The organism is Clostridiales bacterium FE2011 (assembly GCA_017569305.1).
In the GTDB taxonomy this organism is placed as follows: domain Bacteria; phylum Bacillota; class Clostridia; order Christensenellales; family Aristaeellaceae; genus Aristaeella.
Window position 1 is genome coordinate 755,606 of sequence record CP069418.1, and the last position, 26,102, is coordinate 781,707.

General features: G+C 56.4%; 20 protein-coding genes. 3 read left to right on the top strand and 17 right to left on the bottom strand.

Annotation, left to right across the window (positions count from 1 at the left end; all coding sequences use genetic code 11):
* The first annotated feature begins 12 nt into the window (after positions 1 to 12).
* A complete protein-coding gene (cysK, locus tag JRC49_03695) occupies positions 13 to 945 on the top strand; it encodes a cysteine synthase A (GenBank protein ID QTE71941.1) in 933 nt (310 codons plus the stop codon).
* 285 nt (positions 946 to 1,230) lie between these two features.
* Here cysK and JRC49_03700 read toward each other — a convergent pair whose 3' ends face one another.
* From JRC49_03700 to JRC49_03720, 5 genes are all read right to left on the bottom strand, one after another.
* The gene (locus JRC49_03700) at positions 1,231 to 2,556 is read right to left on the bottom strand and encodes an MATE family efflux transporter (GenBank protein QTE72780.1); all 1,326 of its coding nucleotides are present in this window, start codon (positions 2,554 to 2,556) and stop codon (positions 1,231 to 1,233) included.
* A 145-nt stretch (positions 2,557 to 2,701) separates the two neighbouring features.
* Positions 2,702 to 3,478, bottom strand: coding sequence for a hypothetical protein (locus JRC49_03705; GenBank protein QTE71942.1), 777 nt, complete (start codon positions 3,476 to 3,478; stop codon positions 2,702 to 2,704).
* On the bottom strand, positions 3,475 to 4,962 hold the full coding sequence (locus JRC49_03710; protein QTE71943.1) for a hypothetical protein: 1,488 nt from the start codon (positions 4,960 to 4,962) through the stop codon (positions 3,475 to 3,477). Before JRC49_03710 ends, JRC49_03705 begins: the two co-directional genes overlap by 4 nt.
* Before the next feature lie 103 nt (positions 4,963 to 5,065).
* Complete coding sequence (locus JRC49_03715; GenBank protein ID QTE71944.1) at positions 5,066 to 6,190, bottom strand: AI-2E family transporter; 1,125 nt, start codon at positions 6,188 to 6,190, stop codon at positions 5,066 to 5,068.
* Between the two features lie 75 nt (positions 6,191 to 6,265).
* The gene (locus JRC49_03720; GenBank protein ID QTE71945.1) at positions 6,266 to 8,710 is read right to left on the bottom strand and encodes an adenosine deaminase; all 2,445 of its coding nucleotides are present in this window, start codon (positions 8,708 to 8,710) and stop codon (positions 6,266 to 6,268) included.
* Between the two features lie 177 nt (positions 8,711 to 8,887).
* On the opposite strand from JRC49_03720, the gene JRC49_03725 reads away from it, so the two are divergent.
* Positions 8,888 to 10,075, top strand: coding sequence for an SAM-dependent methyltransferase (locus tag JRC49_03725; GenBank protein ID QTE71946.1), 1,188 nt, complete (start codon positions 8,888 to 8,890; stop codon positions 10,073 to 10,075).
* A 59-nt stretch (positions 10,076 to 10,134) separates the two neighbouring features.
* Here JRC49_03725 and JRC49_03730 read toward each other — a convergent pair whose 3' ends face one another.
* The 5 genes from JRC49_03730 to JRC49_03750 form a co-directional block, all read right to left on the bottom strand.
* Positions 10,135 to 11,058 carry a glycoside hydrolase family 43 protein gene (locus tag JRC49_03730; GenBank protein ID QTE71947.1) on the bottom strand — a complete coding sequence of 308 codons (924 nt, stop codon included), beginning with the start codon at positions 11,056 to 11,058 and terminating at the stop codon, positions 10,135 to 10,137.
* Complete coding sequence (locus tag JRC49_03735) at positions 11,055 to 12,452, bottom strand: arabinan endo-1,5-alpha-L-arabinosidase (protein QTE71948.1); 1,398 nt, start codon at positions 12,450 to 12,452, stop codon at positions 11,055 to 11,057. Before JRC49_03735 ends, JRC49_03730 begins: the two co-directional genes overlap by 4 nt.
* 23 nt (positions 12,453 to 12,475) lie before the next feature.
* On the bottom strand, positions 12,476 to 13,324 hold the full coding sequence (locus JRC49_03740; protein QTE71949.1) for a carbohydrate ABC transporter permease: 849 nt from the start codon (positions 13,322 to 13,324) through the stop codon (positions 12,476 to 12,478).
* 1 nt (position 13,325) lies between these two features.
* Positions 13,326 to 14,261, bottom strand: coding sequence for a sugar ABC transporter permease (locus JRC49_03745; protein ID QTE71950.1), 936 nt, complete (start codon positions 14,259 to 14,261; stop codon positions 13,326 to 13,328).
* 117 nt (positions 14,262 to 14,378) lie between these two features.
* Positions 14,379 to 15,845: an extracellular solute-binding protein gene (locus JRC49_03750; protein ID QTE71951.1), complete on the bottom strand. Its 1,467-nt coding sequence runs from the start codon at positions 15,843 to 15,845 to the stop codon at positions 14,379 to 14,381.
* A 268-nt stretch (positions 15,846 to 16,113) separates the two neighbouring features.
* Between JRC49_03750 and JRC49_03755 the strand changes: the two genes are divergently transcribed.
* Entirely contained in the window at positions 16,114 to 17,106 is a 993-nt protein-coding gene (locus tag JRC49_03755; GenBank protein QTE71952.1) for a LacI family DNA-binding transcriptional regulator, read from the top strand.
* A 71-nt stretch (positions 17,107 to 17,177) separates the two neighbouring features.
* Here JRC49_03755 and JRC49_03760 read toward each other — a convergent pair whose 3' ends face one another.
* The 7 genes from JRC49_03760 to JRC49_03790 form a co-directional block, all read right to left on the bottom strand.
* The gene (locus tag JRC49_03760) at positions 17,178 to 17,972 is read right to left on the bottom strand and encodes an ATP-binding cassette domain-containing protein (protein ID QTE71953.1); all 795 of its coding nucleotides are present in this window, start codon (positions 17,970 to 17,972) and stop codon (positions 17,178 to 17,180) included.
* The gene (locus JRC49_03765; protein QTE71954.1) at positions 17,972 to 18,907 is read right to left on the bottom strand and encodes an ABC transporter permease; all 936 of its coding nucleotides are present in this window, start codon (positions 18,905 to 18,907) and stop codon (positions 17,972 to 17,974) included. Before JRC49_03765 ends, JRC49_03760 begins: the two co-directional genes overlap by 1 nt.
* A gap of 91 nt (positions 18,908 to 18,998) precedes the next feature.
* Complete coding sequence (locus JRC49_03770) at positions 18,999 to 20,015, bottom strand: ABC transporter substrate-binding protein (GenBank protein ID QTE71955.1); 1,017 nt, start codon at positions 20,013 to 20,015, stop codon at positions 18,999 to 19,001.
* A gap of 409 nt (positions 20,016 to 20,424) precedes the next feature.
* Positions 20,425 to 21,666 carry a phenylacetate--CoA ligase gene (locus JRC49_03775; GenBank protein ID QTE71956.1) on the bottom strand — a complete coding sequence of 414 codons (1,242 nt, stop codon included), beginning with the start codon at positions 21,664 to 21,666 and terminating at the stop codon, positions 20,425 to 20,427.
* 4 nt (positions 21,667 to 21,670) lie between these two features.
* On the bottom strand, positions 21,671 to 22,279 hold the full coding sequence (locus tag JRC49_03780; protein ID QTE71957.1) for an indolepyruvate oxidoreductase subunit beta: 609 nt from the start codon (positions 22,277 to 22,279) through the stop codon (positions 21,671 to 21,673).
* Complete coding sequence (iorA, locus tag JRC49_03785; GenBank protein QTE72781.1) at positions 22,279 to 24,057, bottom strand: indolepyruvate ferredoxin oxidoreductase subunit alpha; 1,779 nt, start codon at positions 24,055 to 24,057, stop codon at positions 22,279 to 22,281. Before iorA ends, JRC49_03780 begins: the two co-directional genes overlap by 1 nt.
* 170 nt (positions 24,058 to 24,227) lie before the next feature.
* Positions 24,228 to 25,988, bottom strand: a complete 1,761-nt coding sequence (locus JRC49_03790; protein QTE71958.1) for a flavocytochrome c — start codon at positions 25,986 to 25,988, stop codon at positions 24,228 to 24,230.
* Positions 25,989 to 26,102: the final 114 nt, after the last annotated feature.

Consider the following 26,102-nt stretch of genomic DNA (forward strand, 5'->3'; position numbering starts at 1 on the left):
GAGGTAAGGATTATGTCTAAGATTTACAAAGGCTCTCTGGAGCTGATCGGGAATACCCCCCTGGTCGAAGTCGTGAATATCGAAAAGGAGCTGGGACTGGAAGCCACCGTCCTGGTGAAACTGGAATACTTCAATCCCGCCGGCAGCGTTAAGGACCGCATTGCCAAGGCCATGATCGAGGATGCTGAGCAGAAAGGCCTGCTGAAGGAAGGCTCCGTCATCATCGAGCCCACCAGCGGCAACACCGGTATCGGCCTGGCTTCCATCGCCGCCGCCAAGGGATACCGCATCATCCTGACCATGCCCGAAACCATGAGCGTGGAACGCCGGAACATCCTCAAGGCCTACGGTGCCGAGCTGGTGCTGACTGAGGGTGCCAAGGGCATGAAGGGCGCCATTGCCAAGGCTGAAGAACTGGCGAAGGAAACGCCCAACAGCTTTATCCCCGGCCAGTTCGTGAACCCCGCAAATCCCGCCATTCACCGGACAACCACCGGTCCCGAAATCTGGAACGATACGGACGGCAAGGTTGACCTGTTTATTGCCGGTGTCGGCACCGGCGGCACCCTGACCGGTGTCGGTGAATACCTGAAGTCCAAAAACCCCAACGTGAAGGTTGTCGCCCTGGAGCCGGAAGACTCCCCCGTGCTGTCTGAAGGCCATGCGGGCGCCCACAAGATCCAGGGCATCGGTGCCGGTTTCGTTCCGGACGTGCTGAACACCAAGGTCTATGATGAGATCTTCAAGGCCGCCAATGCGGATGCCTTTGCCACTGCCAAGCTGCTGGCAAAGAAGGAAGGCATCTCCGTGGGCATCTCCTCCGGTGCTGCCCTCTTCGGTGCCATCCAGCTGGCCAAGCGGCCCGAGAATAAGGGCAAGACCATCGTAGCCCTGCTGCCCGACAGCGGCGACCGCTACTACTCCACCGCCCTCTTCACTGAATGATTACCATGCATTCTGCATTGTAAGCATACAAACCACCTCCATAGAGCAACCCCCGCGGAAGGCCTCCCGCGGGGGTTCGCTTATCGTAAAACGGATATCAAGATTAATTGTAGATTGATACTCTCCTGCCGATGTCAGATCATTTGGCTGTCTTTCCGACTGAAGGCGCAGCCGTAATGGATGAATCCCTTGGCATATAAACATGAAAAACGCACCCGCCGGGTGCGTTTTTCTCCGCCATTCTTCATTTTTCATTCTTCATCTCTGAAGATAGGAATCTCTGATTCAGATCTTCAGATCAACCCACTTTCCCTGCTTAAACCGCAGGGAAACCATGATAAACCGAGACAGCTGATCCGCAAGGATTCCCAGCCAGACGCCGGTCAGTCCCCAGCCAAGCACGTTCACCATCAGCAGGGTGGATACCGTCCGGATTCCCGCAATGGAAATCATGGCTGCATACAGTACGTACCGTACGTCGCCCGCCGCCCGCAGGCAGCCGGTAAAGATAATCTGGCTGATCTGCAGCAGTACAATCACAATCAGGTACCGGCAGATCAGTTCGCCCATCTCCAGGATATGAGGCTCGCTGAAATACAGTCCGTAGAACCATCGTCCGCCGAAGAACAGCAGCAATGCCAGGATAAAGGAAATCAGCAGGCCGATCCGCTGGCAGATACTGCCGTAGCGTTTAGCCCTTTCCTTCTGTCCGGCGCCCAGCGACTCACCCGCCAGCGCCACTGCCGCTACCTGCATGCCGTCCGCAAAAGAGAAGCCCAGGCCCAGGATGCTCATGCCGATATTGTGCGCCGCGAACTCATCCGTTCCCAGCCGGGCCGCAATCATGGCCGTCGCCAGGAAGCCGACCCGCGCCGCGATATTCTCCAGGGACGTATTCAGCGCCAGATGCCAGATGGACTTCGCACAGTCCCGTGAATAACGGAGTTTCAGCTGTTTCATCAGGGGAATACGCACATAGCTGTTCCGGCGGAACAGGGAGGATACCGCCATACCGGCAGCCACCACCGTGCCCAGCACCGTGGCAATCGCCGCGCCCCGGATTCCCCAGGCCGGGAAGCCGAAGTGACCCTCAATCAGCAGATAGTTGAACAGGATGTTCACCACGCTGCTGGTCAGGTTCGTGGTCATGGACAGCTTGGTATTGCCGCTCCCCCGCTGGGCGGAATTGATCACCATGGTAATCACATTGAAGAATGTGCCGCCCATGATGATCTGGAAGTAAGTCACCGCCGCCTCATGCGTATCCGCGTTGCTGCCGGCCAGTTCCATCATCCAGGGAGCAAAGACCACAAACAGCACCGATACCACGACGCAGGCAATACAGGCCAGGATAATCGCCGTCAGCAGGATCTGGTTGGCCGTATCCTGGCGTTTTTCCCCCTTGCGGCGTGCCACCAGGGCGGAAACCGCCACATTGATCCCAAAGAAAATCGTCAGTCCGATAAACTTGGGCTGGTTGGTCAGGCCGACCGCCGCGATGGCATAGCTTCCCAGAGCTGAAACCATCATGGTATCGATCATGCCGGCCAGCGCCACGAAAAAGCTTTCCATCATCGCCGGCCAGGCAACAGACAGTGCCTTCCGGGTCATAGCTCCTGTGGAGGTTAACTCATAATTCATCGTTATTCACTCTATCATAGGATTCTTTGTCAGGGTAATCCAACTGAACAGCGATCAATGACTCAGAATCCGATCAGCAATAATTCTGAATTCTGAATTCATAATTCTGAATTGATTAAAATCCGTGGCTGCTGCCGCCGCCGCTGAAGCCGCCTCCGCCGCCACCGCTGAAGCCGCCGCCAAAGCCGCCATGGGATCCGCCGCTGGAAGAGCTGCTATGATGCACCTTCCGGCTCAGTTTCTTGGCACCAATCACCGCGCCCATGCCCGCCGTGGCTGTGATAATCTCCGGCAGACTGACCTTAACTTCCTGTTCATGCCGTGTGGAAATGAGCAGATAGGCCAGCAGCAGGGCAACAACAATCGCCAGCAGCGCATTGCTTATATACTTCATCGGTCCGCTGACCGTTTCGCCCTTAAGCACCCTCAGTGTCTGGTTGAACGCGGTCATGGCGCAGCGGGCATATTCTTTGTCAGAGGCATAAGTATAGACGTTGTCCACAATGATATTACCCTTGGCCTGGGTAATGGTCTTCCTCATATCACTGCTGGACCAGAGCATAATCTGCCTCGTCGTCATATCGATCATAAACAACGTGCAGTGCCCGGTGAACGTCTTGTTTGCCCATTCTTCCGCCTTGTCGCCTACGTATGCCCGTGATTCGCCATGATAGGTATAAAGGCCCACATTGCAGTAATCCGTGATTCCCATCATCGTGTTCATCACGTCATTGTATTCCGCGGCATCCAGCAGGAGCGCGCCATCGTCGATCACGGCAATATAGCCGGTTTCTTCATTGGTCTTTGTCAGTTTTTCCGCTCCGGCAAACCCGGGAATCAGCAGGATCAAAAGCAGCAGCAAGGCCGTAAGCTTTTTGGACATTGAAATCACAGAAGCTCACCTCCCTGATGGCTCTCAAACTGAGGCAGCGTATTCGAACAGGATTTGTTGTACAGTTTCAGCAGTTCCAGGCATTCCCAGATCACGCCGGCCATAATTGCCAGTGTCACGATATAAATCGGCATATCCGCGCTGTGGAAGGGATCCAGCAGCAGGATAACCGTACCCGCGGCCATCGCGGTAAAGGTTACAAAGCAGCCAAACGGCAGTTTGGAACGGTCGCCCAGCGGCAGGATCATCAGTCCCATCACCACCAGCAGGGCCAGGGATCCGTATTTGTAAATGCGGATATTATCCAGGCCCGACAGGAGATCCATACTCAGATAGGAAGCCGCGCCCAGCGCAAAGATCCCCAGGTACCGGAAGATCCCGTGATTGTTCTGGCGGGCTACCCGTTTTTCCAGCCGTTTCATCTTGTTGACCCGGTCCTGAACGTCCACCGTTTCACCCTGGATTACGGCTTCCATCATTTCCTTTTCTTTCATCCGGGTTCTTCTGGAATTAACGGCCCACTGGGCAAACAGCGCCAGCAGCATGGCCGTAATCATGACCATTTCCGGACGCAGGGCCAGGTAGTTCTGGAAAAGGGCATACAGGGCCGCCGCCAATGCCAGCGCCACCAGTGCGAACCGCGGAATATCCATCGGAATATCCGCCCACATTTCACCGGTCACCGCGTTCTGTACTGCGTATAGCACCCGTTTTCCGCTCTTCATGGACATAAACCATACCGGCAGGAGCGCGTCCCCGGTATAGGTTGCATGCGCCTTGGATGTCAGCGCCTTTTCCGCCTCCGACATGGAATAGGAAAGCGAGTCGTCCTTCAGCCTCGGCAGGGTATCCTCCAGTCCCTTACGGATAGCTTCGGACTTGGCATAGGGCACGTAAACATCCGGATCCGTATCCGCCACGTCCGCGTAAAAACCGCTCAGGTAGGCAGGCGAAAACGGAACCATCCGTTCCTGTGCGCCATGGGCAATCGAGATGGATTCAGAAATGTTATCCGGCATTTCCCGGGAGGCGTCATGCATAATCCCTTCATACCGGTGATCCAGTTTGACCTGGGTCTTGTAGTAGTATGTGGTATTGCCCTTGTCCTCATGTCCTTCAAGGGTCATGGTGCCATCCACGCTCGCATTGTAAGTGTGGTAAGGCACATAAATACCACGGAAGCTGTCCGCTGAAATATGCTCCTTCAGCCGGTGATCGGCACAGAAGCTGCCCTTCAGCATGCTCTGGTATTTTTCAAAGCACTGCTCCCGGGTAATCTGGAAAGGAATCACCTTCTCCGGCGGATCATACTGTGCTTCCTGCTTTTCCAGCATCACAGAAGAACCGCAGTAGCTGCAGAAAGCTGCCGCGGCGGTATTCAGCGCATGGATTCCCGCGCCGCATGTCGGGCAGGTCAGCAGTTCCATATCGAAGCTGCTTCCCGCCTGCCGGGCTTCCTTCTCGTCCGCCTCAGCAATGCTCATGGTTCGATCGCAGCGATTGCATTTCAGCATCTGGCTGGGGATATCAAACAACATCTGGGACCCGCACCCGGGACAACTGTACATGAGTGTTCCTCCTGAAAGCTTATTTCAATCTGTTCTTCATCCAGACGGAGATCAGATGGAAGTCTCTTGCTGTGGAAGCAAACAATCCACCCTTGAAAGCGCCCACCAGCACCGACATCAGCACCGGTCCGCCGATCAGGCCAATGATGCCGCCGAAGCGCATACCCACAAACATGCCGATCAGGCTCTCCAGCGGAGTAATACCGATGGAATCGGACATCAGTTTCGGTTCCAGCACCCGGCGCAGCAGCTGCAGGCCCAGGGTCAGGAACAGGATCTGGAATCCCGCCGCCGTATTCCCCAGCAGGAACTGGATAACGCTCATAATAATATAGGGTACGCCGCTGCCGATCATCGGCACCAGTTCCATCACGCCGCAGAAGAGGGCCGTGATGCCCGCGTAGGAAAAGCCGAAACAGGTCAGGTAAATCCATGACACAATCCCGACAATCAGGGCAAATGTGCCCTGGACCCGCAGGTAGCCGAACAGGCTTTTCACCGTGGAATTGGTCAGCTGGGTGGTCCGGCTGTCTTGCTTGCGGCGTTTTCCGCCCGGCAGGTAGCTGCGGATTTCCTCATATTCCTTGGCAATAAAGTACAGGCCGATAGTCAGGAAGCTGATATAGATGATACTGTAAGGCATGGCTGTCGCCAGATTGACAACAAAGGTGCCCACAGTCTGCGCAATACTGGTTCCCCATATGCTCAGGCGTTCCAGCAGTGTGGTCAGGGCATTCCGGATCCAGTCTGCCACTCCGGGATCGGTGGATTCCCCGATTTTTGTAAGCAGATTGCTCATCGCCAGCCGCATCGTACTGATGCTCTCAGTCATCAGGTCTCCGGATTGACTGACGATTCCCGGAACATGACCGATCGTAAAGATCAGCAGCCAGATAATCAGTCCCAGGAAAAGAGCCAGCAGCAGGAGCACCGGAATCAGCGAAGCAGGGCTTCGTTTCAGTTTGATCCGTTTCTGCAGGAACCGGATCACCGGCTGCAGCGCGGCCGCTATCGGAACAGCGATAATAAAGGGAGACATCTTGTCCCACACTTCCGGCAGCACCCAGCGTACAACGGCAAACGCCGCGGCAACGCCCAGCAGACGCAGCAGCATCCGCTCAGCCGCTTTTCTTTCTTCGCTCATCCGATCACCGCCTTTCAGGCAAAAACTAAAGTATATTTTACCCCTGAAGGGCTGTATTTGTAAAGAGAAAGGCCCTTATCTCAGTTCTTCCACAACGCCTGCGATATCCGCGTCTTCCGTCAGCGGCCGGACGTATCCTTCCAGCAGTTTCGCCTTCTCGCTCAGTCCCCGGGAACGGGGATTCAGGAAAATCCGGCACTTTCCCCGGCCGTTCCGCGCCTCCTGGATCAGGTTCATGGCCGGCGCGTTGCCGTCAAAGGCCAGCAGTACGGAGTTCATACGCTTGAAGATCTCATAGGCAAAGCTCTTGTACAGACCCATTCCGGAGCTTTCAATGGAGATCCGTACCGATACGCCGGCCTCCTGCAGCCGCTTCTTCTCAGCCCGGCTGATCCGTGTAGGCACAATGGCAAAAATCCGGAACCGTCCCCGGTTCCTCGCGGCCAGGCGGCCCTCCAGCCCCGTCAGGCTGTGGCCGATCACAAAGAAGGTCTTGGCCGGATCCAGGGTGTCCAGCAGCCGGTCAATCATCTGCTGATCCTCTTCCCGGATCACCGTCCGGTGTCCGCTGTGGTTAAAGCTGCCGCCCGCCACCACTACCGGGAACAGGCCTTCCGGCAGCGGCGCAATCAGTTCCTTCAGCTCCTCCGCCGCGTCAATCCGTCCGGATTCCTTCCACAGGTCCTGGGTGATCCGCGGCGTCTCCTCCAGCCTGCGCTGGTACCACTTTTCCGCGTCTCCGGCACCGCAGTCCTCCCGGAACGCCGCCATCCGCTGCTCAAAGACCTGCCGGCTCCGCTGCAGGATCCGTTCATCCGCCCGGCGCATCTTCTTCAGTTCCTCAAAGCTCAGCCCCAGCAGTTTTTCCAGGGAGAGTTCCTCATCAATGGAATCCGTTCCGTACAGGGCACCGCCGTCGGTTCCCTGTACGCAGGCAATGCCCGCCCGCAGGTACCGGCGGAGCGGATGGTTGTCCAGCCGGGAAAGGTTGTTCAGCCGCACATTGGAAGTGATCTGGAATTCCAGCGTCACGCCCAGTTCCTTGATGTCCTCCAGCAGCTTCCTGCCCCGGGCTGTCTTCAGGTCGCAGGTGTACAGACCATGGCCGATCCGCAGGGCTGGCATGGGCTGTCCGGGCGCCAGTGCTTCCTTCACGCAGTCAATACTGTTGGCCACGTTGTCCCTCAGGGAGTCATTCTCGCCCGCGTGAATCCGGATCACAAAGCCGTCGTGTTCTCCCGCGATCCGGACCAGTTCCCGTATCACCGCCCGCAGTTCCAGGATGCTGTTGATTTCCTCACCGATGATATCGCTTCCGGCCACATAGGGATCCCCGGCTATCGCCCGGAGGATCTGCAGGTTGTCCGCCAGGTAGTCGTTCGGGGTAATCCTGTCCCGGATAATGGTCAGCGGTATCCGGCGGATACCGGCCAGGAACCGGAGCATCACCCCGGTCTCCCGGTTCACAGCCGGCATCACTTCATGGATTTCCCGCAGTCTTGCAGCGAACAGATCCCGGTTCAGCAGGGCCGTATCCGAAATTTCCGCGTACTCAATCCCCCTGCGGCGGTATTCCCGGGCAATCCAGAGCAGCAGGTCCTGGTACAGGGTGTTGCTTCCGAAGCGTTCCGTTTCCCGGTCCCGGCGCATCTGCTCCGCGTAAGCCAGCACTTCCCGGTCCGGGATCAGGGCCAGGTTGATCCCGCTGAAGGGATCCTCTGCCGGCACTCCCTTGGTAAACACATAGCGGTACAGGTATACCTTTTCCAGGTCCGCGAACACCGCCTGTCCGTCCTTGGGGATGGTCAGGGAGTTCCGGATCCGGTCAATGTTATACTGGGCGTCCGTAGGATTTCCCAGGATCAGCTCCGCAAAATTGATAAAGGTATGGTCGTCAATCCGCCGGTCCCGGTACTTGCCGGTCAGGCCGGTTTCTCCCAGCTTTTTCTCCGTTTCAGCCCGGCGCTTTTCCAGCTTTGCTGTCTGGGACGAGTCACACTTCAGTCCCAGTTTTTTAATGTAGTAATAGGGATAGCGCAGCTGCCGCACAATGCCCAGGGCAATCAGCGCGTCCGGCGGCAGGTTGCCGTTCATGTGCGTATGCAGGTCCGTATGGAACTTGCACTCGCTGCGGATATAGGTTTTCACGATCGTCTTGGCCACCCCGAGCCGGTAGTCCCGGGTCTGGCTCATCAGGGTTTTGGAAATGGCGGGAATCGAAGCCTTCATTTCCACCCTGCCGTCCGGGAAAATATTGGCGATCTTCGTGTTCCCCAGCCGCAGGATATACATTTTACGGTTATCCCCGTCATAGTAACAGGGGATCTCATCCCGGATCACCTTCAGTCCCCGGTCATCCTCCTCTGTCTGCAGGCCGCACAGCCTGGCCAGGTTGGTGATCAGGTTGCCGGTATGGTGATTCGGCGTCCGGATGGTATAAAACAGGCGGTCTCCCTCCATGCAGAGGTCGACCGCAATATCCTTTTCTTTATCGAGATAGAACTGCTGAAAAAAGATCATGCCCTTTCCTTTCCCGCTCTGCGCTCCTTCAGTTCCCTTTTGCCCACTATATCACGTTCCGGAAATGCGTTCAACCCCGTTGCGCTGCTGGACGCTCATCCCCGGATGTGGTACTATGACGTTGTTCCAGAGTGTTTCCCGCCGTTTCAGGCGGTTTGTATGATCCGGAGGTTTTCCATGAATTACGAAAGTCTTGACGAGGCGCTTCGCCCCCTTACATCCGACGCACTGCAGTCGGTCATTTTCAGCAATCCGCTTCCCTCCAGAACAAAGTACCGGAAGATCCGGGCGGAAAGAAACGGAGAGGAGTTCTTTGTCTCCTCCTTTACGGTCACCCAGGTTTTCCACGAGACCGTTCCCGCTACTGATATCCTTTCCTTCTGCCTGAAAACGGCCGCGGAAACCTACCGCCAGCTGAACCTCTGGCTGAATGACGGCCGGGTCATGGAGATTCTCCTGTCCAAAAAGGGAAAGGCGCACGTCACTACCACCGCCTCTGTCCAGGCTACGCCCCTGGTCCGCTCCAAGGCACTTCCCAACCGGCAGAAAAACCACATCCTGCAGGAAGGCATGATCGTTCCTCCGCTGGTGGATATGGGTGTCCTGACCCCGGAAGGTAAGATCATCCGCTCCCGCTATGACAAGTTCCGCCAGATCAACCGGTTCCTGGAAATCATCGACGATGAGTATAAGGACTATACCGCGGACAAGCCCCTCCGCGTCATCGACTTCGGCTGCGGCAAGGCTTACCTCACCTTTGTCCTCTACTACTATTTCACAGAGATCAGACACCTGGCCGTGGACATCATCGGTCTGGACCTGAAAACGGACGTCATTGAGAAGTGCAACCAGGCTGCTCAGAAGTACGGCTACTCCTCCCTCCGGTTTGAGGTCGGCGACATCGCCGATTACTCCCCGGATGACGACGTGGATATGGTTATTACCCTTCATGCCTGCGATACCGCCACAGACTACGCCCTATACAACGCGGTCAAATGGAACGCGAAGAAGATCTTCTCCGTTCCCTGCTGCCAGCATGAAATCAACAACACCATCACCTCTCAGAACCTGAACGTCCTCACCCGTTACGGCATCATCAAGGAGCGCTTCTCCGCCCTGCTGACCGATGCTCTCCGGGCGGACATCCTGGAGTGCTGCGGTTATGAAACCCAGGTGCTGGAATTCATCGACCTGGAGCATACCCCCAAGAACATCATGCTCCGGGCAGTCCTCCGGCCCGGCGGTGCCAAGGCCTCCGCCAAGCGGAAGCAGGCCATGCTCCCGGAGATCGAATCCGCCCTGAAGGAATTCCAGGTCACCCCAACCCTGTATAAACTGCTGATTAAGGATTCATCAGAAGAATAAAATGCCAGCACAAAGCCCCCGCACTTTCTGTGCGGGGGCTTTGCTGTATCCGAATCATATTAATCATTATCAGCAAAAACCGGAATCCCGTCCTCTGTATACGCTACCCCGCGCAGGAAGCAGTGCCTGTTCGGATCGCTGAGGGCGTCCCCGTGAAAGCCGGGATAAGGCCTGGCATGGAACACAATCAGGTCCCGGCCTTTCTCGTCCACGGTAAAGGAATTATGTCCCGGTCCGTATAAGCCGTTCTTTTCCTCGGTCACCATCACCGGAACCGGCGATTTGATCCACTCTTCCGGATCCAGCGGGTCTCCGCCCTCCTTCAGCGTCAGCAGGCCTACCGCATACCGCTCATCCGTGGCGCTTCCGGAATAGGTCAGAAACAACCGTCCGTTATGGATGAGGCAGGCAGGCCCTTCGTTCACCAGGTATCCCTGGCACTCCCAGTCATACTCGGGAATGCTCAGTCTCACCGCCGGCAGCTTCAGCTCCAGCGCGTTTTTCATTTCCGCAATATACAGGTTGCTGTTTCCGGGAATCTCATAATCCCGCTGTGCCCAGATAAAATACCGTTTCCCGTCGTAGGATACTGTAGTGGAATCCAGGGAAAAGCTCTCCCATCCGGTATCAATCCTTCCCTTCTCGGTAAAACCGCCGGAAAACGGATCTGCCTGATCATTTTCCAACGCATAGATCCTGTGATCATAAACGCCGGATTCATCCGCTCCCCGCCTGGCCGCGGCAAAGTACACATACCATTTTCCGTCCACAAAGTGCAGTTCCGGCGCCCAGATATTGCAGCTCATCGGGCCTTTCTCATGCCGGGACCAGATAATCTTTTCCACGGCGTCAGGCAGTTCCTCCAGGGTTCTTGCCTTCCGCAGGATAATCCGGTCAAACTCCGGGGCAGAAGCCGTAAAGTAATACCAGCCGTCCTTGCGGATGATATAGGGATCCGCCCGTTGTTCAATAAACGGTTTCATCGGGAAGTTTCCTCCTCATGTATCGTTTCCTCGCTGAGCCAGATGCATTCGCCCTCCCCGCTGATGGCGGAAATACTCATGACCCGGCCTCCCCGTTCATCGTCCGTCTGCCAGAGGGCCACCCCGTCATAACAGACGCCGTCCAGCGTCAGGTTTACCCGGCCGTCCTCCAGCGCGCAGCTTCCCCGGTCATCCAGCCTGCCGTCCTTCAGGGTGATTCTTTCGGAAACCTTCGGAGCCTTGTTGCTGTCGGTTTCATGCCGGATCAGGTTATAGACTCCCTCCGGCAGTTCCGTCACCGGCTCAAAGGTCTCCCCCTGGTAACTCATCGGCATCACCAGCGGCCATCCGTCCGCGGACAGCATCATCGGCCGGATCTGCATGGCAAACCACCAGTCAGCCAGCTTCTGGGTCCGGGTATGATGGCACAGCCAGAGCCTTTCCCCGTCCACTGCAACGGAACAGTGACCGGGAGCTTTGATTCCGAGAGAAGTGCCGTTGTCATGCTGCAGCTGATAGCCGCCCATCAGTTTGACACCGATCCGGCTTTCATTCGCCGCCACAAGGTCCGTCATCTGCCGCCCGTTGGCGTCCAGATACGGACCTTCGATTGTCCGCGAGCGGCCCACCCGGATGTTGTAGTCCTCCAGCAGCGAGCCGTAGGAAACGAAAAGATAATAGTATTCTGTCTGCGGCAGCCAGATCAGATAGCTGCCCTCTGCCCTGCAGCCCCGGGAACCGGCGATCCGCACCGGTTCGCCTTCCGCGAACCCGTTCTCATCAAGCGCAGTCAGCCAGATGCCGCCGAAGAAGCTGCCCCAGGTCATGTACTGTTTTCCGGATGGATCCGTAAAAATGCATGGATCAATCGCGTTCGGTTTTGCCGAGGCACCGGCGTCGCTGCGGATCACAATCCCTTTATCCTCCCAGGAACCCGTCAGGCTGCCGGATACCGCCATGCCGATCACAGAGCGGCTGGAGCCAAAAGTGGACGCGCTGTAATACATCCGCCACTGGTTTCCGACCTTCACCACGTCGGGAGCCCAGAGGCCGTCATGTTTCGACGGATTCAGCCTGGCGGCCGCAATCTCTTCGGCGCAGGTTGTTTCATAGTCGTCGAAAGCGGCCCCAAGGTATTCCCAGTGAATCAGGTCATCCGAAGCCCGCACCTGGACGCCGCAGCGATGAATATCTCCTGCGCTGGCGTCAGTGGAGAAGACATACCATCTTCCGTCATCCCCGCGAACCAGGGAGGGATCATGTGTGTTGACAGCGCCCCAGTCTTCCGGCCGGTTAATCAGCTCGGTGTTTCCCAGGTCACTGAAAGACGCTGCCCGGCCAGGCGCAGGAACGGCCAGGATCAACGCCGCAAGCAGCATAAGAAAGATTTTCAATGCTGACGCTCCTTTGGAAAAGATTATTCCTTGACTGCGGCAAACATCATAGATTCGATAATCCACCGCTGGAAGAAACCGTAGATAATCAGCACAGGCACAATCAGCATAACGCTGCCGGCCATAATCCGCGGCACATGGTTGTTGATGGCATACTGCTCGTTGAATTTGGCGATCATCACGGTAACAGGCTGCCAGGAAGGATTCTTGATAAACAGCGTCGGCGCAAGGTAGTCGTTCCAGGCCGCGATGAACCAGAGAACGCCATGTGCGCTCAGCGCCGGAATTGTCAAAGGCAGGATGATCTTCCAGTAAATCCGCAGATGGGAGCAGCCGTCAATCTTCGCGGCTTCCACCAGGGAATCCGAGATTCCGTAAAGGAACTGGCGCAGGAAGAAAATCATCATTACATTGCCGGTCAGCTTCGGCAGAATCAGGGGCCAGGGGGACTGAAGCAGATTGACCCTGAAAATCCAGAACTGACCGCTGAACAGCACATACTGGGGAACCATGATCGACGGAAACGGAATCATGATGGAGCCCAGCAGGAAAAGGAACAAAGCGTTCCGGCCCTTATACCGGATCTTGGCGAAGGAATAGGCCGCGGCTACGGATACCAGTGATCCGATAATCACCGGCGGAATCGAATACAGGGCTGTATTCAGGAATCCGCGGAGCAGATCGATTTCGCCCCAGATCTGGGTATAGCTTTCCGTTGTCCATACCTGCGGCAGCAGGCCGCCGATATAAACATGCAGCTTCGGTTTGAACGAGGTGAAAACCATCCACACAAAAGGATAAAGCATCAGTACGGATCCTGCCAGCAGCAGGACAAAAATGACAATGTCAACAATCCGTTTTCTTGTTTTCATCTCACTTGTCCCCCTTTCCGTTCAGTTTGAACTGGATCAGGGTCAGGATGAACACGATGACCGCCAGGAAGACAGCCACAGCACTGCCGTAGCCCGCCTTGGAGTTGACAAACGTCCGGTCATACAGATGGATCACCGTGGTAAAGGTGGAATTGTTCGGTCCGTTGCCGGAGAACATCAGCCGCGGTTCCACATACATCTGGGATCCGCCGATAACCCCGGTCACGATCAGGTAGAAGGTTACAGGCATCAGCAGCGGCAGCGTAATCTTCCGGAAGGTCTGCCACCAGTTGGCGCCGTCCACCTGCGCCGCTTCGTAATAGGAACGGGAAATACCCTGCATCCCCGCAATATACAGAATGATGGAACTGCCCAGGCCTTTCCAGATGGCCATGATCATAATGACCCATTTGGTATAGCCGGCATGACTCATCCAGTTGGGCGGATCTGAAACACCCAGCGCACGGAGTCCTTCATTGATGATCCCCACGTCTGAGTTAAAGATCTGCTGGAAAACGAAGGTGATGGCTACCACGCTGGAAATCACAGGCACATAATAAACCACACGGAAGACCTTCTCATAGTGCGTTCCCCGGTTCATGGCATAAGCCAGCAGCAGGGAAATCGCCAGGCCGATGGGGATACCGATCATGTAGTAAAAGGTATTCCCCAGGCTCTGCCAGAAGAGCTTGTTATTGAACATGTCAATATAGTTCTTCAGGCCCACATTCTTTGCTTTCTCAATCGCCTGTCCCATAGGCCAGGAAGTAAAACTGGCATACACGGACATACCGAAGGGGATCAGCACAAAAATCAGCATACCGATCAGCGGGATCGTGATCAGGCCGTATCCCCAGAGGGCATCTTTCTGCCGGTAATTCAGCCCGCACCGGCGCAGATCCGGTGCTGCCACAGTTGTTCCTGCAGTCCGCTGCATGTTTCCGCTTCCTTTCTTAAATGGTCCCCGGCCTTCCGCCGCTGTAGTCAAACAAGAAGGGAAGGAGGAGGGGAATCCCTCCTCCTTCGAATTAAAAAGGAGTTACTCCGTCAGTAGTCAGGGTTTCATGGCTTCCATATCGTCAATGGCGTCATTCAGCAGCTGCTGAGCGTTATCCTGGATGGATTCGCAGTAGGTGCGCACGTCCATGGGGGTCACGCCCAGGTCGCTCTTCTCGTAGAAGCTCCAGACGCTCGTCAGGCCGGTGTTGAAGCCTTCAGTCAGCCACAGGTCATTCCAGGTCATGGAGGACACTTCGCGGTGACCGTTCTGGCCTTCCAGCATCTTCACGAACACCACGCGGGTTTCCGGGAAGTAGCTGTCATCGGTCAGGTACTCGCCTTCAGCCATTTCCTTCAGGTTCGGAAGCTGGCCGCCCTTCTTGGCCAGGAAGCGCTGCACTTCGGGATCCGCGCTCATGGCGTAGGCGAACTTCGCGGCCAGTTCCGGATACTTGGACTGGGCGCTGATGCAGAAGCCGACGGAATCCAGACGGCCGACCCACTTGTCCTGGCGTTCTTCGATGGACAGGGAGGCGTATTCGTCGCTGATGGGCCAGGGAGCTACGTCAAAGTCAAACCAGCTCTTGCCGGGGTTCACAGCTTCATCTTCCTCGATCGCCTGGAAGGCGCCCACGTCCCACGTTCCGCAGGGGAAGAAAGCGCAGCGGCCGGCCAGGAACTTCAGGTAACCGGAGGTTTCGTCGGTGGAGGAGCCGGAGCCGCCCACTTCAACGATCTTCATGAAGCCTTCATAGCCTTCGATGAACTTATCCGTGTTGAACAGCACTTCCGTGCAGTCCTCGTTCAGGTAATCTCCGCCGGCGCCCCAGATAAAGGGCTTCAGGCAGAAGTCTTCCCACAGGTGGGTGCCGTAAACCTGCTTGGAACCGGCGGTCTCGGGCAGGGTTTCGTCTTCAAAGGTGCAGATCTTGCACAGGTTGGCAAACTCGGTGAAGGTATAAACCGGCAGGTTGCCGTTTTCATCGATTTCAGGATAGAAAGGCAGGATACCGTCTGCAATCGCCTGCTTGATCTCAGCGTCGCGCTTGCGGATGATCGCCTTGTTCACGGTCATGGAAACAGCGGAGAAGTCCTTTGGGAGGCCGTAGATCTTGCCTTCGCCCAGCTTGTTGGACTCTTCGTCATACTTGTACAGGTTCAGCGCTTCGGGCCATATATTGCCCAGCGTGCTCACATCCAGGTAATCGTCCAGGGCGGCCACAGCGCCGGTCCAGACGCGCTTGCGAACGTCGCCAACGCCCAGGTAGAAGACATCAGGGGCATTGCCCGCGGTCAGGGACGCTTCGAGTTCGGGCCAGTACTGGTCGCCGGAGACCCGGAAGTCCACGATGCAGTTGTTTTCTTCTTCAAACTGCTTGATCACTTCTTCATACATGGCCTTCTCGTGTTCCTGGGCAAAGGTGTTCACGACGATGGTGGGTTTGTCTTCCGCAACCGCAAATACGGTCCACAGGGTGGACAGCAGGCATACGGTCAGCAGCACAGCCAACAGTTTCTTCATGGGTTCTTCCTCCTTTTATTTCTGAAGAGCATTTCGCGCTCATCATTCCCTGAGTTTACATTAACGTTAATGTTGTACGACGTTTTGATACCAACTTGTTCTCTCATGTAGTTTATGGGAAATATTAACGTTAACATTATCGTTAATGTTGTTCGGTGATGACAATATAACACTGGTTTTATTCCTCTGTCAAGCCCTAAATTTTTGATTTTTTAAAAAATGTATGGTAGGATGTGTTCATCATCTTGGAAATGGAAGTGCAGCATACATGGCCAGGGACAACAGCCGGGTAACCCTGCAGGATATCGCGAAAGCTACGGGTTTTACTGTTAATACCGTATCGCGCGCCTTGAAAAATAAAGAAGATATCAGCCGGGACACCTGCCTGCATATCCAGAACGTCGCCCGGGAAATGGGATACGTCCGTAACTATATTGCCAGTTCCCTCCGTTCCGGCCGGACAAAAACCATCGCCATGATTGCCGGTTCCATGATGAACCCCTTCTACGCTGTTCTGGGTGACCTGATCCAGCAGGAAGCTGTTCGTCTTGGATACAGCCTGATGATCCTGGGCTCCCGCGACGACCCGGAAACCGAAAGCCGCATGGTGGAAATGGCCCTGTCCCGCCAGGTGGACGGCGTACTGATCACCCCCTGTGCCATTGACTCCCCCGCACTGGAGCTGCTTCGTTCCTCCGGGATTCCCTTTGTCCTGCTCAGCCGTTACCTGACGGGCGCACAGGATGACTGCGTCATCTGTGACGATGCCCAGGGCGGCCGTCTGGCTGCAAGCCATCTGATTGAACGCGGTCACAAAAACCTGGCCATGATTTCCTTCCGTCACGTGATTTTCTCTTCCCAGAAGCGTTTTGAAGGCTTCCAGCAGGCCTGTCTGGATGCCGGCATTCCGGAAGGAAACATTCACTACGCCGAGCCTGAAAACGAGCAGGAAATCCTGAAACAGCTTCAGTCCTGGCAGGAGGAAGGCGTCACCGGTCTCTTCTCCTTCTGCGATGTGGAAGCCTGGAGTATCATAACCATGATGGAAAATGCGGGAATGAACCGCAGTTTCGGCCTTGTGGGCTTTGACAACATCATGCGGTATATCAACTTCCCCAAGCCCATCTGTACGATTGATCCCAACCTGCGGGAAGAGGCGGTTACCGCCATCGATCTGCTCCGGAAAAGGATCCATGATCCTTCCCTTCCGCCCCAGCAGGTTGTCCTTCCCGTCTCCCTGATCTGCCGCGGCAGCTGCTGAAACTGATACACCTGTATATCAAAAAACCGTCCGAAATATCGGACGGTTTTATCATTCATCAATTATTCAGATCATTCTGCAACGCCCAGCAGCATCCTGTCGTTGTCCAGCGCCCGGCCGCTCAGCTGGCGGAACTTGTCCGTCAGGTCATTGATCGTCAGGCTGGCCCGTTCTTCGCCGGTCACGTCGTAGATCACCCGCCCCCGGTCCATCATCAGGGTACGGTTCCCCAGGTCCAGGGCGGACTGCATGTTATGCGTGATCATCAGGCAGGTGATGTGATTCTCTTCCACAATGCTCCGGGTCAGTGCCAGCACTTTTTCCGCCGTGCCGGGATCCAGGGCCGCCGTATGTTCATCCAGCAGCAGCACCTTCGGTACGTGATAGGTTGCCATGAGCAGTGTCAGCGCCTGGCGCTGTCCGCCGGAAAGCAGGCCCACCGGCTGGCGCATCCGGTCTTCAAGGCCCATATCCAGCAGGCTCAGGCGATCCCGGAAAGCCTTCTTGTCTGCCGCGGAAACCCTGGACAGCCAGCCGCCGTTGCCGGCTGCCAGCGCCAGGTTTTCCTCAATGCTCATATCCGGAGCACTGCCCCGCATGGGATCCTGGAACAGGCGGCCGATCTGTCTCGCCCGCTGATGTTCCGGCACCATGGTCACGTTCTTTCCGCCCAGGTAGATCGATCCGGAATCCAGTACAAAGCTGCCGCAGATGGCATTGAACAGCGTGGATTTCCCGGCGCCGTTCGCACCGATAATGCTGACGAAATCGCCGTCTTCAATCTTCAGGGATATGTCAATCAATGCCTTCTTTTCATCCGGCGTCCCGGCATGGAAGGTTTTACAAACGTTCTTCAGTTCCAGCATCAGGCATTCCTCCCTTCCCGGGAAGCCTTCCACCGGCGGATCATCAGCGGAAGCTGTTTCCGCAGATAGGGGCCGGAGATGGCCAGTACCACGATGATGGAAGATACCGCCTTGAGCATAAAGGCCGGCATATTGAACCGCAGGGCCAGGGCGTATACGATCCGGAAGATCACCGCGCCCAGCACTGCACCCACAGCCCTCAGCGGAATCGGCTTATGCTTTGCGACAAACACACCGCCGATCAGCAGGCTGGCCAGGGCAACCGTCACCATGCCGGAGCCCATGTTGATATCAAAGCTCTTGGCCTGCTGTGCCATCAGGCAGCCGCTCAGTCCTGTGAACGCGTTGGAAACACAAAGACCCACAGTGGTCGTGAAAGTGGGATTGATTGAGGAAGATCTAACCATGTCTGCATTGCTTCCTGTTGCCCGGATCGCCAGGCCCAGCTTGGTCTTCAGGAAGAAGCACAGGAAGCACACCACCAGTGCCACAATAACCAGCATCACAATCAGCGTGCTCTGTCCTGCCAGCGGGGTCCCCTTCAGCAGGTTCTTCGCCATGGAGAAAATCGTGGTGGTTTTATTCATGGCCAGGGTCGCTTTGTTGCCGGTCAGCGCCATGTTCACGGAATACAGGGCTGTATTCACCACAATGCCTGCCAGCAGGCTCTGCACACCCATCCTGGTCTGCAGGGTCGCCGTCACAAAGCCGGAAATCATACCCGCCAGCATAGCTGCCGGAAGCGAAAGCCAGGGATAACCGGCTATCGCCACCAGCGCGCCCACAGCTGCGCCCAGCGTATAGCATCCATCCGTGGACAGGTCGCACACGTTCAGCATGGAATAGCTCAGGAACAGGCTCAGTACCGTCAGGGAGTTGATCAGGCCCAGTTCCATGGCCGTCTGGCCTAAAGCAAGAATCTTGTCTATTGTCATAACACACAGCCCGTTATTTCATGATTAGAAAACACCGCAGCGGAGGGAAGAACCCTTCCCTCCGCGTTGCTTTGGCAAATCAGGTACGGAATCACTCAAAGGCTTCCGCCGTGGTGATCTCCTGCACCTTGGTGCAGTAGGGAGCGAAAGCTTCCTTGATCGTTTCAAAGTCGAAGCCAATCGCCGCGCAGGTTTCGATGTTCACAGTAGCAGTACCGTTGTCGAAAGTCTGCACGGGAGTGGTTGCGGGATCCGCGCCGTCCAGCAGGATCGCGGCAATCATGTCGCCGGTCACACGGCCCAGGTTGGCATAGTCCACGCCGTAGCCCAGGAAGGCGCCGTTCAGGGCGAAGGAGTCTGCGCCGGTGTAGTGCGGAATCTTCGCTTCAGCCAGGGTCTCATAAATGGACAGTTCCGCATTCATGATGGTGTTGTCAGTGGGGGTGAAGACAGCGTCCATTTCATCGCTCACAATGGCTTCCGCAGCCAGCATGACTTCAGAGGCATTGGAACCGGTGTATTCTTTCACTTCAATGCCCTTTTCACCCAGGATTTCCTTCGCGGCAGCGATCGGCGTGGCGGAAGCGTCTTCAGAGGGATTGTACAGCAGGGCGACCTTCTTCGCGTCAGGATTGGCGGCAAAGATCAGGTTCAGCACTGCGGCAGTATCCAGGTAGTCAGAAGTGCCGGTCATGTTGGAGCCGGGTTTTTCCAGGCTTTCCACCACTTCTGCCCCGATCGGATCAGATACGGCAGCGAACACCACCGGAATCTTGTTGTCTTCCGTCATAGCCTTCATGTTCTGGGCCACGGGGGTCGCGACACCCACCATCAGGTCCACTTCATCCGCGATGAAATCGGCAATGATCTGCTGCATCACGCTGAAATCAAGGTTGCAGTTGTCTTCGGCGATTTCAATTGTCACGCCCTTTTCCTGTTCAATCTCGCCCAGCCGTTCACGGATGTTCGCGATGATCTGGTTCAGGCTCGCGTCATCAACCAGGTTGCAGATGCCGATTTTGAAGCTTGTCTTTTCTTCAGCGGAAACCAGGGAAATCATGGAGAATACCATCATCAGGGAGAGTACCAGTGCCAGTGCCTTTTTCATTGTTTTGTCCTTCCTTTCATCTGTGGATGTATGAAATTCAGGGGGGATTGAGCCGGAAACAAAAAACCTCAGCACACAGGATCTCTGTGTACTGAGGCGATTATCTCGCGGTGCCACTCAGTTTGACTCTCCCCGGAGGGAATGCCATCTCATTCATCACGTACCCCTGATACGTGCCGCCCTGATAACGGGTGCGTCCCCCGTCGTTTCCTACTCATTGCTTTTCGGAACGCCCTCAGGAGCCCATTCACATCCTCCGCACGCGCCGCCGTTCCACTATCGGCAGCTCCCTGTACCGTGCCGCGGGGTTGCTACTATTCTCCTTCAATGGTTTATGTGAAGGTTACTCTTTCTCCGGTCATCTGTCAAGAGTGCAGATTGTTTTTACCCTGTATTATGAATACCGTACTTATTCAGCCCGGTGATCGAACACGCGCTGGGTCTTCTTTTCGGAACGCGGGAGCGTATTCAGGGCAATCACGGCCACCTTCGGCGTCACATTCAGCCTGGACTTGAACAGCTGTTTGATCTTCTCCCCTGTCGCTGTGAAGTCTACCCGGCCTTCCGCTTCCACGGTCACCATGATGATATCCCGGTTGAAATTGTCGTCATGGGCGATGTCGATCTTATACTCGCTGGAGACGCCGTCCACCATGCCGAGCACTTCCTCTACCTGGCTCGGGAACATGTTGACGCCGTGCACCTTGAACATGTCATCGCTTCTGCCCTTGATGATATCAAGCCGCGGATAGGTCCGGCCGCAACGGCATTCGCCGGGCAGGATCCTGGACAGGTCGTGCGTACGGAAACGGATCAGCGGAGCGCCTTCCTTGACCAGGGTCGTGATGACGATCTCGCCCTCTTCTCCCTCCGGAAGCACTTTGCCCGTCGCCGGGTCAATGATCTCCGTGTACAGGAAATCATCAAAGATATGCATGCCGGTTTCACCCGGACAGTTGATGCCGATACCGGGGCCGTAAATCTCCGTCAGGCCATAGATATCATACAGTTCAATGCCCAGCGCTTCGGCAATATACTTCCGCTTGGCTTCGCTCCAGCGCTCAGAGCCGATAACGCCCTTCTTCAGCTTGATCTTGTCCTTCAGGCCGCGCTTGTTGATTTCCTCCGCCAGCAGCAGCGCATAGGAAGAAGTGGCGCAGATCACGGTGCTCTCCAGGTCGATCATCATCTGCAGCTGCTTGTCGGTGTTGCCGGGACCCATCGGGATCGCCATGGCGCCCAGCTTTTCACAGCCGGCCTGGAATCCGATACCGGCCGTCCACAGGCCGTACCCGGGGGTAATCTGGATCCGGTCCTTGGGGGTAATCCCGGCAATCTCGTAGCACCGGGCAAACATGGTGGCCCAGTCATCCACGTCCTTCGCGGTATAGGGAATAATCACCGGCTTGCCGGTCGTGCCCGAGGAGGAGTGAATCCGCACAACCTGTTCATCCGGAACAGCCTGGATTCCCAGCGGATACGCATTGCGCAGGTCCGCCTTATCGGTAAAGGGGATCTTTTCAAACTCTTCAGCGGTGCTCACGCCGGTGATACCGGCTTTTTTATACACTTCGCTGTAATAGTTTCCGCTGGCAAGAATACGCTTGATCTGCTTGTCCACAAGGGCCAGCTGGGTCTCGTTGATTCTCATGGGTTTATTCTCCTTTCCGTTCACCGGATGCCTGTCCGGCAATCTCGACGCCGGCAAGGAAGGCCCTGGTGTTTATCTCCAGATATTTGGGCGGTACCCGCTTCTCCAGCTGCTTCAGCAGGGTTTCCCGGCTCAGGCCAAGATGGCCGGAACCCGCAGCTACGCCCAGCAGGATAACGTTGAAAAACCGGGTGGATCCGAAGGGTTTGCAGACTTCCTCCGCGTTGATCAGGATGCAGTCACATTTCTGCTGCAGGTATTCAATCATTTCCCTGCCGTCATATCCCGTGTCCCGCAGGGATTCCGTGACAGGTTTCGTCGGGGCGGTATTCACCACCGCGATCCCGCCCTGCCGGAGATACTTCAGGTTCCGGACTGCTTCCCCGGGTTCAAAAGCCAGGAGCATATCCGCGCTGCCATAGGGAATCAGGGGGGAACAGGCTTCCCCGCCGATCCGGACGTGGCTCGTAACCGATCCGCCCCGCTGGGCCATTCCGATGGTTTCGGCGGAATGAACGGGACTGCCTTCTTCCATCGCTGCCGCGGCAATGATTTTGGATGCGAGGACGGTTCCCTGGCCGCCCACACCGCAGATCAGGATATCCTTGTTCATCACTGCTCACCTCCGATCGCGCCGGTGGGACAGATATGGCTGCACAGGCCGCAGCCCGCGCACAGGTTCCGGTCAATGGCCACCCGGCCGTCCACCGTGATCAGCGCGGGACAACCGATCTCCCGGATACACTTTTTACAGTTAACACACTTTGCAGTGTCAATCGCGCATTTCTTTTCCGGCTTTGTGATGGCTACGCAGGGCGATTTGAAGATGATTGCACGGACGCCGGTTTCCTCGGCACACTCCTGCACAGCCCTGATGCTGTCTTCCAGTGCCAGGGGATCGACCGTCACGATCTTCTTAACCCCGATTCCTTCCAGTACTTTTTCAATATTGACTTTCTCCACCACGTTCCCCATCATGTTCCGGCCGGTACCTGGATGGGGCTGGTGGCCTGTCATGGCAGTAGTGGAATTGTCCAGCACGCACAGGATCATATCCGCTTCGTTATAGACCGCGTTCACCACACCGGTCATTCCGGAAGCAAAGAAAGTGGAATCTCCCACAAAGGCAAAGCTGACCGTGTCCCGGTTCATGTGGCTCAGGCCCTGGGCCATGGTAATGCCCGCGCCCATGCACAGGCAGGTGTCCACCATATCCAGCGGCATGGCATTTCCCAGCGTGTAACAGCCGATATCGCCGCAGAATACTGCCTTCCGGCCTTTCATTGCTTTCTTCACCGCGTAGAAAGAAGCCCTGTGCGGACAGCCGGCGCACAGCACCGGCGGACGCACCGGAAGTGCCGGTGCATCCGAAAGATCCCGCTGATCATAGCCGGTCCGGACTCCCAGGAAGGTATTCAGGATGCCTGTGCAAAGCTCCACGCTGTTTTCTCCGTTATGGGGAACGCTGCCGTCCAGTTTTCCGGAAACCCGCAGCGCCAGGTGATGCTTTCCGGCTGCTTTCAGGATCTGCTCCTCAATAAACGGGCTGAGTTCCTCAATGCACAGCACCTCCTTCACGCCTTCCAGGGCCTTCAGGATGAAATCCTCCGGGAACGGGAATGCCGTGGCAATCCGGATCAGCCGGACCCCCTCATGGCCTTTCAGACACTCTTTGACGTAGGTATAACTCACACCGGAGGTAACAACCGCTTTCTCTGAGGCTTCGCCTTCGACGGTGTTGAACCGGAAGGAAGAGAAATCCCTGCCGACTTCCACATTGCGTGCTTCCATTTTGCCGTGGTTGATGTAGGACAGCCGCGGGAAAATCACCCACCGGCCTGGATCCCGTTCAAAGCCTTCATACGCCTTCGGTGCGAAGCTGTCCGGGGTTTCCACGGAGGCATAGGCATGGCAGACCCTGGTGGTCGGCCGGAAAAGTACAGGCGTGCTGTATTTCTCGGAATACGCAAAGGCCTCCTGGATCATCTCATACGCTTCTTCCGGTGAAGAAGGATCAAATACCGGGATACGGCAGAAATCCGCATACCTGCGGGTATCCTGCTCCGTCTGGGAGGAGATGGGACCCGGATCGTCCGCGCTCACAATCACCAGCCCGCCCTTCACGCCGATATAGGCCACAGACATCAGCGGGTCAGAAGCAACGTTCAGGCCCATCTGTTTCATTGTGACCATCGCCCGGGCGCCGCTGTAGGCAGCCGCAGCGGCTACTTCCAGCGCGGCTTTCTCATTGACGGACCATTCCAGATGCAGGCCATCATGCGGATAGTGGGAGATCGTCTCTATGATCTCGGAAGACGGCGTACCGGGATACCCCGCCACAAGATTCACCCCTGCGGCCAGCGCTCCCAGCGCAATTGCGCCGTTTCCCATAACGTACTGTTTCATTTGCTCACCTCTGAAATGATAAACGGATCTCTGTTTTTGCCGTTTTCTTATCTTACCATCCGGCACAGGACAGGACAATAACGAAACGGGGAAAGAACAGAGAAAAACCGCCGGAGCATACGCTCCGGCGGTCAGGTTCAGTTGTCCGTAAAGCTTTATTTGGCCAGGTAAGCCATGGCACTTTCCGCCGCGATCCGGCCGAAGATGACGATATCCGCCACCGCGTTGCCGCCCAGGCGGTTGCCGCCATGCACGCCGCCGCAGACCTCACCGGCTGCGAACAGTCCGGGAATGGCAGCGCCGTCGGTATTGATGACCTCAGCCGCGGTATTGATCTTCACGCCGCCCATGGTGTGGTGAATACCGGGAGCGATCTTGATGGCGTAATACGGCGGGGTGGTCAGGTCTTCATTCATACCGGTGGTTCGGCCGAACTGGGTATCCCGCTTGTTCTTCACGATCTCGTTCCAGTCAGCCAGCGTCGTTGCCAGCGTCGCGGGATCGATGTTCAGCTGTTCCGCCAGGCCTTCGATCGTATCCGCCTGAACGGTAATGCCGCTCTTCACATACTTTTCAATGGCCTTCAGGTTATCCCGCAGCTTCTGGTCAAAGATGATGTAGGCATAGCTGCCTTCCTGGGCCAGTTCCGCCGCGGATACCGCGTCACGGGTCAGCAGTTCGTTGGTAAAACGTACGCCGCTCTGGTTCACCAGGATAGCGCCGTCGCCCCGGACCGATTCAGTAATCAGGATGGAGGTCGTCTGTTCCACGGTGGGATGGAGCTGGATCTGCTCAATATCCACCAGGTCGGCTCCAAGTGCCTGCGCCATCACGATACCGTCGCCGGTTGCGCCCGGCGCGTTGGTGGTCACCGTACCCTTCAGGTCAGGACGGTAGGTGGTGTACATTTCCTCGTTGGCTCCAAATCCGCCGCTGGCCAGGATCACAGCCTTGGCGTTGATGGTATAGACCGCGTCCGGGCCCTCCGCCTTCACGCCGGTGATCTTTCCGTCCGCGTCCGCTATCAGTTCGGTTGCCGCGGTTTCCAGCATCACTTCCACGCCCAGCTCATTCAGCTTCGCGGAGAAGCGGTCCACCAGGTACGCGCCGACGCCGGAACCGTCCGCCGGAGCGTGGATACGGTTCACGGAAGCGCCGCCGGAGAAGGATATCTTTGGCAGTTCCGCCCCGATGGTATCCAGCCAGTCAATGGCTCCCGCGGAGCTGTTGGCCATTACAGCCACCAGGGAGGAGTCGTTCAGCGCGTGGCCGCCCTTCATGGTGTCAGCCGCAAACAGCGCGTTGGAATCCTTAATTCCCTGTTCCTTCTGGTAATGGGTTTCAGAAGCGTTCATGCCGCCGGTGGCCTTGGTGGTGTTGCCGCCCACGTAAGGCATTTTCTCCAGGATCACAAAATCCTTTCCGGCCTGCTGCAGCATGATGGCTGCGGTCATACCCGCGCCGCCGGCACCGATGATCACGATTTCCGTATCAATCGTCTTTTCTTCCTTGGGACCGGCGTCCTTGGTGTCTTTGCGATTCGCGTCCAGCACCGCAATGTCCGCGCCTGCCTGCTCCAGGGCGGAGGTCGCGGCGGCGATAATCGCGTTACTGGTCACGGTGGCACCGCTCACGGTATCCACGTTCGGAGTCTGCGCGTTCATAATGGCCATGGCCATTTTTTCCGCGGCGATGCCGCCCAGCTCGGGCGTTTCCCCGGTGGCGTCCACCAGCACGGTCTCAATCTCGTTTTCGCTCACCTGCACCGTCACCTTGACCGGCACAAAGATGCCCTGGGCTTCCCCGGTATAGGCTCCGGGCGTAAACAGGGACTCCTCCGGCTGCGCTTCCGCGAATACCGCGGCGGATACCAGCAGCAGGGCGAACGTCAGAATCAGGCAAAACAGCTTTTTCATCGGTTTTCCTCCATTCGGTCATGTTCAGTTGTCAGTCAGTTTTCATCCGTCTTCATCTTACTATATCCGCCGAATCACTGTCAATAAATGTCAGCAGGTAAAAAAGAGGGGAAC

What these genes read in the sequence shown, in the direction of transcription:
- cysK (QTE71941.1), top strand. Translation starts at nt 13, where the DNA reads ATGTCTAAGATTTACAAAGGCTCTCTGGAGCTGATCGGGAATACCCCC.
- JRC49_03700 (QTE72780.1), bottom strand. Translation starts at nt 2,556, where the DNA reads ATGACCCGGAAGGCACTGTCTGTTGCCTGGCCGGCGATGATGGAAAGC.
- JRC49_03710 (QTE71943.1), bottom strand. Translation starts at nt 4,962, where the DNA reads ATGAGCATTGCTGAGGCGGACGAGAAGGAAGCCCGGCAGGCGGGAAGC.
- JRC49_03715 (QTE71944.1), bottom strand. Translation starts at nt 6,190, where the DNA reads ATGAGCGAAGAAAGAAAAGCGGCTGAGCGGATGCTGCTGCGTCTGCTG.
- JRC49_03720 (QTE71945.1), bottom strand. Translation starts at nt 8,710, where the DNA reads ATGATCTTTTTTCAGCAGTTCTATCTCGATAAAGAAAAGGATATTGCG.
- JRC49_03725 (QTE71946.1), top strand. Translation starts at nt 8,888, where the DNA reads ATGAATTACGAAAGTCTTGACGAGGCGCTTCGCCCCCTTACATCCGAC.
- JRC49_03730 (QTE71947.1), bottom strand. Translation starts at nt 11,058, where the DNA reads ATGAAACCGTTTATTGAACAACGGGCGGATCCCTATATCATCCGCAAG.
- JRC49_03740 (QTE71949.1), bottom strand. Translation starts at nt 13,324, where the DNA reads ATGAAAACAAGAAAACGGATTGTTGACATTGTCATTTTTGTCCTGCTG.
- JRC49_03745 (QTE71950.1), bottom strand. Translation starts at nt 14,261, where the DNA reads ATGCAGCGGACTGCAGGAACAACTGTGGCAGCACCGGATCTGCGCCGG.
- JRC49_03750 (QTE71951.1), bottom strand. Translation starts at nt 15,845, where the DNA reads ATGAAGAAACTGTTGGCTGTGCTGCTGACCGTATGCCTGCTGTCCACC.
- JRC49_03755 (QTE71952.1), top strand. Translation starts at nt 16,114, where the DNA reads ATGGCCAGGGACAACAGCCGGGTAACCCTGCAGGATATCGCGAAAGCT.
- JRC49_03760 (QTE71953.1), bottom strand. Translation starts at nt 17,972, where the DNA reads ATGCTGGAACTGAAGAACGTTTGTAAAACCTTCCATGCCGGGACGCCG.
- JRC49_03765 (QTE71954.1), bottom strand. Translation starts at nt 18,907, where the DNA reads ATGACAATAGACAAGATTCTTGCTTTAGGCCAGACGGCCATGGAACTG.
- JRC49_03770 (QTE71955.1), bottom strand. Translation starts at nt 20,015, where the DNA reads ATGAAAAAGGCACTGGCACTGGTACTCTCCCTGATGATGGTATTCTCC.
- JRC49_03775 (QTE71956.1), bottom strand. Translation starts at nt 21,666, where the DNA reads ATGAGAATCAACGAGACCCAGCTGGCCCTTGTGGACAAGCAGATCAAG.
- JRC49_03780 (QTE71957.1), bottom strand. Translation starts at nt 22,279, where the DNA reads ATGAACAAGGATATCCTGATCTGCGGTGTGGGCGGCCAGGGAACCGTC.
- iorA (QTE72781.1), bottom strand. Translation starts at nt 24,057, where the DNA reads ATGGGAAACGGCGCAATTGCGCTGGGAGCGCTGGCCGCAGGGGTGAAT.
- JRC49_03790 (QTE71958.1), bottom strand. Translation starts at nt 25,988, where the DNA reads ATGAAAAAGCTGTTTTGCCTGATTCTGACGTTCGCCCTGCTGCTGGTA.